The sequence below is a fragment of the Peribacillus simplex genome, from assembly GCF_900156045.1.
Lineage (GTDB): Bacteria > Bacillota > Bacilli > Bacillales > DSM-1321 > Peribacillus > Peribacillus simplex_D.
Genome location: NZ_FTMX01000002.1, coordinates 897,794 through 910,281, shown reverse-complemented (window position 1 = coordinate 910,281; position 12,488 = coordinate 897,794). Strand labels below are relative to the sequence as shown.

General features: G+C 41.0%; 11 protein-coding genes. 10 read left to right on the top strand and 1 reads right to left on the bottom strand.

From position 1 onward, the window contains the following. Positions 1–31: 31 nt before the first annotated feature. Together BW986_RS10890 and BW986_RS10885 are read left to right on the top strand one after the other, a co-directional pair. Positions 32–985 carry a sugar phosphate isomerase/epimerase family protein gene (locus BW986_RS10890; RefSeq protein ID WP_076367755.1) on the top strand — a complete coding sequence of 318 codons (954 nt, stop codon included), beginning with the start codon at positions 32–34 and terminating at the stop codon, positions 983–985. A 68-nt stretch (positions 986–1,053) separates the two neighbouring features. Beyond that, positions 1,054–2,067 (top strand): LacI family DNA-binding transcriptional regulator, encoded by a 1,014-nt coding sequence (locus BW986_RS10885; RefSeq protein ID WP_076368027.1) that lies wholly within the window; start codon positions 1,054–1,056, stop codon positions 2,065–2,067. Positions 2,068–2,237: 170 nt separating this feature from the next. Here the strand turns inward: BW986_RS10885 and BW986_RS10880 are convergent, their stop codons facing one another. Continuing rightward, the gene (locus BW986_RS10880) at positions 2,238–3,641 is read right to left on the bottom strand and encodes a sigma-54 interaction domain-containing protein (RefSeq protein ID WP_076367753.1); all 1,404 of its coding nucleotides are present in this window, start codon (positions 3,639–3,641) and stop codon (positions 2,238–2,240) included. A 545-nt stretch (positions 3,642–4,186) separates the two neighbouring features. Here BW986_RS10880 and speB point away from each other — a divergent pair. From speB to BW986_RS10845, 8 genes are all read left to right on the top strand, one after another. Further along, complete coding sequence (gene speB, locus BW986_RS10875) at positions 4,187–5,185, top strand: agmatinase (RefSeq protein WP_076367751.1); 999 nt, start codon at positions 4,187–4,189, stop codon at positions 5,183–5,185. Positions 5,186–5,285: 100 nt separating this feature from the next. Continuing rightward, the gene (locus BW986_RS10870; protein ID WP_076367749.1) at positions 5,286–6,725 is read left to right on the top strand and encodes a sodium:solute symporter family protein; all 1,440 of its coding nucleotides are present in this window, start codon (positions 5,286–5,288) and stop codon (positions 6,723–6,725) included. A 41-nt stretch (positions 6,726–6,766) separates the two neighbouring features. After that, positions 6,767–7,528, top strand: coding sequence for a class II aldolase/adducin family protein (locus BW986_RS10865; protein ID WP_076367747.1), 762 nt, complete (start codon positions 6,767–6,769; stop codon positions 7,526–7,528). Positions 7,529–7,617: 89 nt separating this feature from the next. Further along, on the top strand, positions 7,618–8,607 hold the full coding sequence (locus BW986_RS10860; protein ID WP_076367745.1) for a D-2-hydroxyacid dehydrogenase: 990 nt from the start codon (positions 7,618–7,620) through the stop codon (positions 8,605–8,607). A 169-nt stretch (positions 8,608–8,776) separates the two neighbouring features. After that, positions 8,777–8,869: a putative holin-like toxin gene (locus BW986_RS31225; protein ID WP_220126990.1), complete on the top strand. Its 93-nt coding sequence runs from the start codon at positions 8,777–8,779 to the stop codon at positions 8,867–8,869. 247 nt (positions 8,870–9,116) lie between these two features. After that, a complete protein-coding gene (locus tag BW986_RS10855) occupies positions 9,117–9,689 on the top strand; it encodes a TetR/AcrR family transcriptional regulator (RefSeq protein ID WP_076367743.1) in 573 nt (190 codons plus the stop codon). Between the two features lie 61 nt (positions 9,690–9,750). Beyond that, entirely contained in the window at positions 9,751–11,178 is a 1,428-nt protein-coding gene (locus BW986_RS10850; protein WP_076367741.1) for an MDR family MFS transporter, read from the top strand. Positions 11,179–11,383: 205 nt separating this feature from the next. Then, complete coding sequence (locus tag BW986_RS10845) at positions 11,384–12,442, top strand: alkene reductase (protein ID WP_081395572.1); 1,059 nt, start codon at positions 11,384–11,386, stop codon at positions 12,440–12,442. Positions 12,443–12,488: the final 46 nt, after the last annotated feature.

Here is a 12,488-nt window from a genome sequence, read left to right as displayed (position 1 = left end):
GGATGCTAGTTTAAATAGAGGAGGAGAACTTATGAAGGTTGGTTTAGTTACGGACATTTTAGGTTACATGCCATTTGAAGAGATGCTGGATACGTGTGTGGATCAGGGGATAGAGACACTGGAGCTTGGATGCGGTAATTGGTCGGATGCTCCACATCTCGATCTCGATGGGCTTCTTGGCAGCACCGCAAAACGAAAGCAATTTTTAAATGAATTAAATGTAAGGGGGATAAGCATTGCAGCGTTGAATTGTTCTGGCAATCAGCTTGATCCATCAGATGAAGGAACCATGCATAAAGCTGTTGTTAATAAGACCTTTCAGCTAGCTGGGCTTTTAGGAGTCGAAACGGTTGTCATGATGTCGGGGTGTCCTGGCGGCGGACCAAGTGACAGGACGCCCAATTGGCTGACACATCCCATTTTGCCCTCACATTTTGAGATGCTTGATTGGCAGTGGAATGAGGTGGCGTTCCCTTATTGGGAAAAAGCTGTGACAACGGCTAAAGAAAATGGAGTTAGAAAGGTTGCCATCGAAAATCTAGGCTGCAATTTAGTTTACAATTCCGAGACACTCTTTAAATTGAGGGATGAAGTCGGTGATACGGTCGGCATGAATTTTGATCCGAGTCATTTATTTTGGATGGGCGGTGACCCCATCGCAGCTTTAAGGAATTTAGGAAGCGCAGTTTATCATATACATGCAAAAGATGTTCGCTTAGAAAGAGGGATATATGATGTCCAGGGATTGATTGATGTGAAACCGATGAACCAATATTCAGATAGATCATGGAATTATGTTGCACTCGGTTATGGACACGACAGTGGCTGGTGGAAGGAGTTTTTTACTATCGTTAAAATGATAGGTTATGAAGGGCCCATCGTTCTCGAAATGGAAGATTTGACAATGGAACCAATAACGGGCGTGAAAAAATCCATGAATGTTTTGAAAGAAACGTTGCCTAGAGAATTCGATGTTTTAACATGAAGTCTAAATTACTTTATAATGGACTTAATGAAAATGAAAAAAAGAAATTGGCAGGTGGAGATAATAGTATGAAAATGAGCGATGTGGCGAAATTGGCAAACGTATCTCCTGCAACCGTTTCAAGAGTGCTCAGACAGCCGGATTTAGTCAGCGAGGATACTAAACAAAAGGTGCTGCAGGTGATTGAAGAGATGAATTACAAGCCTCACATGATTGCCAGTCAGTTCAGGACGAAAGAGACAAAGATCATTCTGGTCGTCGTTCCGGATATAACAAGGCCCTTTTTTTCCGAAGTGCTTCGGGGCATTGAGCATACAGCTGTAGAAAATGGCTATCAGGTTATATTGGGAGATACAGAGAACGACATTGAACGGGAAAAGGAATATATCGATTTGCTATACAAAAAGCAGGCAGATGGAGCGTTACTCCTTACCGCTAGAATGAACAGGGAAAGCCTGGAAAAACTATCAAATCAATTTCCGATTGTACTGGCATGTGAATACGTGGACGGACTGGATATTCCAACTGTTTCGATCGACAATGTAAGCAGTGCCAGAAAAGTTACGGAACACTTAATCAAGCTTGGACATAGACGGATTGCCCATATAACAGGGCCTATGAATGTCATTCTCAGCCGGGATCGCCTTGGGGGGTTCCAGCAGGCGATGAATAGCCATCACTTGAAGGTCAACCCGGAATTCATCCAGGAAGGGGATTATGGCATTGACTCGGGTTATGACCAGATGGTGAAATTATTATCGCTGGAAAACAAGCCTGAAGCAGTCTTTGTTTTTAATGATGAAATGGCGCTGGGAGCTGTAAAGGCGATCCAGGATCAAGGCTTGAGCGTTCCCGAGGATATTGCTGTCGTAGGTTTTGATAATTTGAAAATAGCATCGATTTTTAATCCTCATATAACGACCATTGACCAGCCTAAGTACGAAATAGGGAAAAAGGCAACGAACTTATTGCTGACCTTAATGAAAGGCGGAACCATTGAACAGAAAAAATTCGTTCTGGAAGATGAGTTGATCATCCGCGAATCCTGCGGTTCTAAATTGGAAAAAAGCTTGAATGCATAAAAAATGTTTGGCAAAATTGCTATGTTAGTAATAGAAGGCTTCCATTAATGGGAGCCTTTTTGCTAAATGATATTTGTGAATCCCATTCATCTTGAATGTTTAGGGCTTTTTAATTTCCCTTATTTTCGATTCAAAGATTTCACTTTTAGTGAATTCCAGGCCAGATGAATTTACAAATACTTTTTGTATTTCTTTAATTTATAGATGACTGTTGGCTGGCTGATGCCCAAATGTTCTGCCATTTCGTACGTGGTTTTACATTTTTTCCATGCTTTTTCAATCAGTTGCCTTTCAACCTTTTCCAGTGTCTTCTTTAAATCGAAATTCTCTTCACAATCCTGTTCGATTGCAAGGAAGGTGGAGTCTTCAGGCTGTTCAATTTGCCCTGTGATGGATTGCGGAAGGTGTTCGGGAAATATAATTGGTTCTTCGATGGTCAGGATTAACCGTTCAATTAAGTTTTCTAATTCCCGAATATTTCCTGGCCAATGATAATGGGTCAAAACTTCATAAGTTGATGGATGGATTTTTTTGAATTTCTGGTATTTATCACTGGTTTTCTGTAAGTAATGCTGAATTAAGAGAGGGATATCTTCTTTACGTTCATGTAATGCCGGAATTTGGATGGGAATCACATTCAAACGATAAAATAAGTCCAATCTAAACTTACCTTCACTTACCATCTCCTTCAAATCTTGATTAGTTGCTGCAACCAGGCGGAAGTTAATATGGTTTTCCTTTTTTCCACCTATGCGCTTTATCTTTTTTTCCTGTAATACTTTCAGTAATTTAGCTTGCATGGCAAGTGGGAGTTCCCCGATTTCATCCAAGAAAAGGGTTCCGCTGTCAGCCTGCTCAATCAGGCCTTGCCTCCCTTGTTTATTTGCTCCTGTAAATGATCCCGGCTCATAGCCGAATATTTCCGATTCAAACAAGCTATCAGGTATCGTACTGCAATTCACTTCGATAAAAGGTTCTTTCTTTCGGTTACTTTGGTCATGAACAGCACGGGCAAAAGTGCTTTTCCCTACCCCGGAAGGACCTAATAAAAGAATCGTGGCATCGGTTTTTGCAACATTATGGATCGTTTTTAAAATATGCTTCGTTTCATTACTTCTAGCAATCAAATAATGGTAATCCAGTTCCTTTTCTCTTAAATCCTCGACTTCCGTTTGATAGCCTTTTACTTTTCGTTGTAATTGTTCAAATTGATCCTGCAATTGCAGGATCTCGGTTTGATCCTGCCCATAGCTGATTACCCTGACGAGAAGTCCTTCCTTATTAAAAATGGGATAGCCAGTGGACATGACAACATGACCCGTTTTCGTTTCCTGCATTATGCGCTTCGCTTTCTTTTCTTTTAAAACAATTGCATTGATGGAAGGTGTGAGAAGGCCCTCGCTTTCTAATTGATAGACGGAGGTACCGATATAAGAGTCACTTTCCATACCATAAATCTCCCAAAGCTTTGGGTTGGAATATAAAATGATTCCATCTTGATCGGTAATGAGAATGTTATTATTCGATGTTTCAATAATCTTATTTAGTTCTTCCTCCAGCATATCGTCGTACATACATTCCGCTCCTTTCGGTTCTGGGATGCTGTTTAATTAAAATATAAATCAAAAAGTCTAAATAATCAAAAATTAAATTAAAAAACAAGAAAATGATTAAGTTTTTAATCATTTGATGAAACAAAATAATGAAAAGCCTTATATACCGCAGCGAAATAGTTGGCCTGAATCTTGCTTATGTAAAAGGTAAGAAGTGAATTTCCAAACAAGGTGTTATATGTTGTCCATTCTATTTGAAAGGCTCTTTTCGTAAAGATTGTTCTTTTTAAAATGAAACTATTTAAGGTTGATTGGAGCGGAAGTGCGAGACTCCTGCGGGAGCAACGGGACAGGTGAGACCCCACAGGCGTTCACGCCGAGGAGGCTCACCGCCCGCCCCGCGGAAAGCGAGCATTGGAGGGGAAATCAACCACACCGCATTACTTGGTGAATAGCAACAAAGTATTCGAAAACAGCCATTTGAATAGATGGAAGTTTGTATGACATCTGCCATTGCAGTGGAGTGAAAACAATAATAGTAGAATTAGAATTTAGGAGGATGTTACATGATGAAGTATCAACCGAAAGACTCATTCAAATCACCCCGTTTTTGTGGAGTGCGTACGTTTATGAGACTCCCATTTGTTGAACAGGTAGATGAACATATGGATTTTGTCATTACGGGAATTCCTTTTGATTCCGGGCAATCATTTAGAACGGGTGCTAGATTCGGACCAGAAGCCATTCGCGATTTTTCAATCCTTTTACGTCCTTATAATCCAGAACAAGATATTAATATTTTTGACTATATATCAGGAATTGATTATGGGGATATTCCGATCATTCCGGGGTATATTTCTGAAACATATAACAAGATCGAAGAAGAGCTTACCCCTGTCATTGAAAAAGGGATCATTCCCATTTCATTGGGAGGCGATCATTCCATTACGCTAGGGGAGTTACGTGCAATCGTAAAAAAACATGGTCCAGTTGCCCTGCTTCAATTCGATGCTCACTCTGATACTTGGGATAGTTATTTTGATCAAAAGTATAATCACGGAACCGTTTTTCGCCGCGCGATAGAAGAGGGTCTCATTGATGTATCCCGATCCCTTCAAATTGGTATGAGGGGTGGTCTATATGGACCGGAAGATCTTCAGGATGCCCGGGATTTAGGTTTGGGCGTTTATACGACAAACGATTATAAACGTATCGGGGTCGAAAAGATGCTAAGGGTCATTCATGAGCGTGTTGGGGATGGTCCGGTGTTTTTATCTTTTGACATTGATTTTTTAGATCCGGTCTATGCTCCAGGAACAGGTACCCCTGAAGTTTCCGGAGCCAGCATTGATGATGCTTTAGCCTTTGTGAGAGGATTGACGAATATAGATTTTGTTGGATTCGACCTTGTTGAGGTTTTACCATCATATGATCACGGACAAATCACCGCAGCCGCAGCCGCTAATATCGTCTATGAATTCATCACACTCATCGCTCTCGCAAAAAAAGGGAAACTGGAGAAAAAAGAGAGAGCCGGAGATTTGGAAACACAGCTTAACAATTAATTCCTCATTTTTACTGGAAAGAAGGAAGGTATCGGTGAAATCCCTTCCTTTCTTCTTTACTAAGCGATAGAACATAACAAGCCCAAAAGGAGATGTATAAATGCATATTTTGGATGTATCGATCATGATTCTATATTTTTCTGTTTTAATCATTGTGGGAGTAATCGGATCCAAACGGGCAAAAACGGCAGATGATTTCATTGTGGCAGGACGTAATCTTGGTCATTTTATGTATTTATCCTGTTTAGCTGCTGTGATATTAGGGGGTGCTTCTACTCTAGGAACAGCAAAGTTAGGTTATCAGTTTGGGATATCCGGTATTTGGCTGGTGGTGATGATCGGACTCGGCATTATCGCTATCGGGTTGTTTTTAACAAATAAGATATTTAATTTAAAAGTATTGACGATCAGTGAAATGCTTGAGAAGCGCTACAACTCTCAGACAAGATTGATCAGTGCCCTTGTCTCTGTTATCTATACATTCATGCTGACTGTAACGCAAGTGATTGGGATGGGGACGATTTTACATGTTTTGGCTGGCTGGAATTTAACGGTTTCCATGATAGTCGGGGGCGGGATCGTTTTATTTTATACGATATTAGGAGGTATGTGGTCAGTCACCATGACTGATGTCGTGCAATTCGTCATCATGACGATCGGTATTTTCTTTATCATGCTTCCGATGAGCATCTCAAAGGCAGGAGGGTGGGGCTCGCTTAAAGAAAATCTCCCTGCATCACATTTCGAGCTAGGAAACATTGGCGGAGAGACAATTTTTCAATATTTCCTACTATTTACCCTCGGGGTAGTTGTTGGCCAAGATATTTGGCAGCGTCTTTTTACCGCACGAACCAAAGCTGTTTCTCGTGGCGGAACGGTTGGAGCGGGACTATATAGTGTTTTTTATGCGATTGCAATCAGTATCATTGGAATGTGCGCTTTTATTATCCTTCCCGATTTAGGAGATCCACAAAATGCATTTACCAGCATAGCGATGGTAACTTTACCTGCCGGTCTATTGGGGGTTGTCATTGCGAGTGTGGTATCTGCGCTAATGTCCACAGCGTCAGGAACTTTGCTTGCTTCGTCCACTTTAGTTGTTAATGACATCATTAAAAAATATATTGGTCCAGAAATGAGTGAACGACAATTTTTAAAAACATCCCGAATTACAACTTTAACGATCGGTGTATTGACCATAATCGTTTCGATATGGATTCAAGATATTTTAGTTGCATTGGATGTAGCTTACGCAATTTTATCCGGTGCTGTGTTCTTTCCGATCATCCTTGGTTTCTTTTGGAAAAGGGTCACGGCCACTGCAGCATTTTACTCCATTCTGGCCAGCATGATCGTTATTATTGTGGGATTGGTGATTAATGGACCTTCCTCCACTCAACCAATTCTGTACGGGCTCGCTACTAGTTTTGTCGTCATCACTACGATTACTTTCCTAAGTTCCAATAATGATCACAAGAACGAAAGTAAAGTAAAGCAAGATGTAAATGGTAAAGCTGACATGGACACTATGGTTAATTGAAGGCTCGGCAAAAAACGGAAAAATAGAGGAGGAAAGTAAAAATGACAAAGACAATTTCCCTGCAACCCGCAACATTCAATACAATGGAAGAGGAACGCAATCACCGGAAGGAACGTTTGGCAGCTTCATTCCGCCTTTTTTCAAAGTTCGGTTTCGATGAAGGGATAGCTGGCCATATTACGGTCCGTGATCCAAAATATACAGACCATTTCTGGGTCAATCCGTTTGGGATGCATTTTAGTCAGATTTCCGTTTCTGATCTTATATTGGTTAATCATAAAGGTGAAATTGTAGAGGGGGAACATTCCGTGAATGGTGCTGCCTTTGCCATTCATTCTGAAATTCATAAAGCGCGACCGGATGCGATTGCAGCGGCACATGCTCATTCGGTCTATGGAAAGACATGGTCTTCCTTAGGGAGACTGTTAGATCCGATTACGCAAGATGCCTGCCAATTTTACAATGACCATGCATTATTTGATGATTTTACTGGTGTGGTTTATGCATCTGAAGAGGGAAAACGCATTGCTAAGGCTTTAGGTCAAAACAAAGCTGTCATCCTCCGCAATCATGGATTGTTAACGGTCGGCCAATCTGTAGATTCAGCTGCTTGGTGGTTCATAACGATGGAACGTTCATGTCAAGCACAGATAATGGCTGAATCTGTAGGTAAGCCGATTTTTATAGAAGAAGAGTATGCAAAGTTAACGGCAGAACAAACGGGAACGGAATATGAGGGATGGCTGAGTTTTCAGCCTCTTTGGGACAGAATCAGAAAAGAGCAACCAGATTTCTTGAAGTAATCATAAAGTGCGGCATGGTATAATCGCAACGGATTGCCTTCCCATAAAAGCGGGAAAAGGGAATCGGAGGTTCTTGAGGAGGTTTTATAATGTCTGGTTCTAAGAAAATGGCACCTTCACTTTATATCAGGGTCGATATACCGGAAAAATATATCAATGAGTTTAAGGAGATTTGTTCAGAAGTTGTTGTCGAGCCATGGGAACTCGGCGAACCTGAACCACAGCCAACAGTTGATTTATCAAAGTTTGATGTCCTTTATACGCTGGGGCTTCATGATAATCTTAACATTATAAAAAAAGCTCCAAGGATTAAATGGGTCCATTCAGACAGTGCTGGAGTGGAGGCCATGCTGAATGAAGATATACAAAACAGCGATGTCATCATCACGAATGTCAAAGGCTGCACATCTGTCCCGATAGCCGAGCATACAATTGCGATGCTATCTTCGTTAGCAAGAGGCATACCGACAATGATCCGAAATCAAATGAACAAAACCTGGGTTGAAATTCCTGTGAAAGACCTTGAAAATGCGACAGTGGGGATAATAGGGTATGGGGATATTGGCTATGAGATAGCAAAGAGATGTAAAGCACTAGGTATGACCGTTATCGGGTGCCGCCGGAATCCCTCAAAAAGGAACAAAGAATATGAACCTGCTGATTTGATAATGGGTATGGATCAAGTGGATGATGTCCTTTCCAGGTCTGATTTTGTCGTCTTGGCACTTCCATATACAAAAGATACCTCATATTTTTTTAATAAGGAACGTTTAAATAAAATGAAAAAAGGCAGCTATGTAATTAATGTCGGCCGAGGTAATACGATTGTGGATGAAGATTTAATCGATTACTTAAGCAATGGGCACATAGCAGGAGCGGCTCTAGATGTGTTTGAAGTAGAACCTTTACCTAAGGATCACCCTTTCTGGCAGCTGGAAAATGTCATGATTTCCCCGCATAATGCTTATAACTCTTCCAGACACCTAGATCGTGTGATGGAATTATTCCTGAAAAATTTAAAGCTTTTTTCTGACGGTAAACCCCTAATGAACGTTGTGGAAAAAAAACTTGGTTATTAACAGGAATCGGTCTTTTGAAAGAAAGTTCAACGATCAATCATAAGAATGAAGTACGAGGGCAGACCCTGATTGGGTTTGCTTTTTTTGTTTTAAAGCCACCGCTTCATCTTTTTCTTGTATAGGACAATCTCTGATCAGGAAAAGCTGGATATAAGGAGGCGATGTATGAATGGGTACTTTCGAAGTTATTTCCCTAATGCTAAGCTTTGGCATGTTTGTAATTGCTATTCTTGATTTCAAAAATCATGACAAGAATCCTTGAAGATTATGATGGCCGGCCGATTATTTTGATCATTAATGGAAGCGTTTTAAAAAAATTGCGGATTAGAAGTATTGATTCCTTGATTTTTTAAACTTGCAGAGAACACCATTATGAGGTGTTCTTTTTGTTTACAATCAAATTCAATAAAATATTTTATACAAAGGCTTTGTCATTTTTGACAAAACAATGATATACAAGTATAGTCTCTAATAGACCGGTTAATATAATTTCAAGGAGTGATCCAGCTATGACAGAAAAACGAAACTCGAAAGACATTCTTATTGAAGCTGCTTCCCGACTTTTTCGGATACGTGGATATTACGGTGTAGGGCTCAAGGACATTATTGAGGAAAGTGGTATCCCAAAAGGTTCGCTGTATCATTATTTTCCGAAAGGCAAGGAAGAATTGGCGATCGAGGCGATTATCCATACAAAAGAATTCGTGATAGATGAAATTAAACGGGGATTTGATGAAATTGAAGACCCTATAAAAGCCATTCAGTCTCATATTTTTCATATATCCGAGGTATTTGGTGATAGTGATAATCTATTAGGACTGCCAATCGGGACGATTGCAGCGGAAACATATACGACGAGTGAGCAGATAAGAACGGCCTGTCAAGAAGCGATAGAAGATTGGCAATCCATATATGTGAAAAAATTACTCGAGGCGGAATTCAGTGAGAAACGGGCAAAAGAATTGAGTATCGTAATCAATGCTTTAATCGAAGGCGGTATCCTTTTATCCTTAACGGCGAAAAACGGGGAACCTCTCCAAGCCATTGCGGAACAGATACCATTATTGCTGATAAATAAATAAGTCATGCGGAAAAATTATCTTAAGCTTAGGTCGAACAGTTAGTAATTGGAGGAATTATTTTATGTCTGCAAATGCAACACAGCAACAAAACCCAGTCATTAGAACGACCCCTATATTAATTGCATTTTTAATTGCAGGGTTCATTGGGTTATTCAGCGAAACGGCATTAAACATGGCGCTGGGGGATTTAATACAAGAATTCAATGCCAGTCCTGCCACTGTGCAATGGCTGACAACGGGTTACCTATTAACATTGGGGATATTGGTTCCCGTTTCGGGACTCTTGATTCAGTGGTTCAATACTCGTCAATTATTCATTGCCTCAATGGTGTTCTCCATCATTGGGACACTCATTGCAGCAATTGCACCTGGGTTTGGCATCTTGATGCTAGCCCGTGTCATCCAGGCTATCGGAACGGGTCTCTTATTACCTCTCATGTTCAATACCATTTTATTGATTTTCCCTATTCATAAAAGGGGAGCGACGATGGGATTGATGGGGCTGGTGATCATGTTTGCCCCAGCTATCGGACCGACTGCTTCAGGTTTGATTATCGAAAACCTAAAGTGGAATTACATTTTCTGGGTGTCTTTGCCGTTCTTTGTGATCGCTTTACTATTCGGTCTTAAGTATATGCAAAACGTTTCAACGATCACCAAACCTAAAATCGATGTACCATCCATTCTTTTATCGACCATCGGTTTTGGGGGAATTGTTTATGGCTTTAGTATTGTCGGGGAGCAAGGATGGAGCAATGCGATAGTTCTATCTTCGATCATTGTTGGACTTATAGCGCTATTCCTGTTTGCTGTGAGGCAATTCAACATGGATAAACCGATGATTGATTTACGCGTTTTTAAATACCCGATGTTCACGTTAGGGTTAATAACCGTCTTCATCACATTCATGATCATCATGTCATCCATGATTCTCTTACCGTTATACCTGCAAACCGGTCTTGCATTAGCTGCGTTTTCTGCTGGGCTTGTACTATTACCGGGTGGAGTGCTTAATGGTATCATGTCTCCGGTTACTGGCCGCATTTTTGATAAGTTCGGGCCAAAAGGGTTAGTGATCCCAGGCTTCATTATCATGATTGCCATGTTATGGACTTTGACGAACGTAACGACTGAAACGACGATCATTATGGTAATCGTCATGCATACTCTCCTTATGATTGGTGTTTCGATGGTCATGATGCCGGCCCAGACAAATGGTCTGAATCAACTGCCGAAAAATCTTTATCCGGATGGAACGGCTTTAATGAATACATTGCAGCAAGTATCGGGGGCCATCGGTACAACCGTTGCCATTACAATCATGTCAGCATCCCAAAAAAATTATATGGCAAATGCAGAAGATCCGTTCGATCCATCGGCCATCAGCGGTTCATTGACTGCAGGTGTTCAAGATGCCTTTATATTCGGTCTTGTCCTTGCAATCATTGGTTTGATCGTGTCACTTTTTATCAAGACAGCACGAGACTAATAAGATATTAATGAAAAAAGTTAAATAGCCAGCAGGGGAAAGAGTTCTCTGTCTGGCTTTTTGTTTGGAACTTTATTCCTATATTTTATCGAAAGCTATAAAAACAGAGTGGATTATTTGAAAACCAACCACTTATCGGATAATCTTACACAGTAATAGTTACTAAAATTTAGCTCAGGTAAAGCGGTTAACAGGAGGAATTCAAATGAATGCAAAGAAAACCAAAATGTTTGAACCCGTAACAATAGGTGCATGGAATTTAAAAACAAGAACGGCAATGGCTCCTATGACACGGACGTTTGCCGATAACGAAACGGGTGTTGTGAATGACCTGACCGTAGAATATTACCGAAAACGGGCACAAGATGGAATCGGGCTTATCATTACTGAAGGTGTAGTGATTTCACCAAGAGCAAAGGGCAATCCTGGTGTTCCCGGAATATATACTCAAGAGCAAATCAATGGGTGGAAAAAAGTAACCGAAGCAGTGCACGCAGAAGGCGGAACGATTATTGCGCAAATCTGGCATGTGGGCCGTGCAAGCCACCATGAAATTGCAGGAGGACTTCCTCCGCAGGCCCCGTCACCTATCGCTGCAGAAGGTAAGGTTTCACGATTCGGTAAACCTTTTGACATTCCTGAAGAAATGACAGAGACGGATATTGCAGAAGTTGTGAACCAATATAAACAAGCTGCAAAGAATGCAATGGATGCTGGCTTTGACGGCGTTGAAATCCATGGTGCACACGGCTACTTAATAGACCAGTTCAATTCTGACACCTCCAATAAAAGGAGCGATCGGTACGGTGGTGATTTAAAACAGCGTCTGACTTTTATGAAGGAAGTGCTAAAAGCAGTTATTGAAGCTGTTGGAGTGGAGCGCACCCTCATTCGTTTCTCGGCTTTGAAAATTGACCAGCCTTCTTATATGTGGGAAGACCCTGAAAAAGCGATCCAAACATTTATTGAAGCGTTCAATGAAACAGGAGTCAAAATGATTCACCCATCCACGATGGAATTTACCAAACCGATTGCAAGAGGATTGACGATGCATGAATTGGTACGCAGCCACTGGGATGGAATCATAATTGGTGTAGGTGGGCTTGATCCTGAAACCGCAGAAGCAGCACTGGAAAAAGGCATTATTGACGTTGCGGCGATTGGACGTCCGCTTATTGCCAACCCGGATTATCTGGCACGAATTAAGCAGGATGAAAAACTTGTTGATTACGAGGCGAGGCAACATTTAGGGCAACTAATTTAATAGAGATAAAATAGAAGTCAGGCTTGTTCATTGACAGGACATTGAA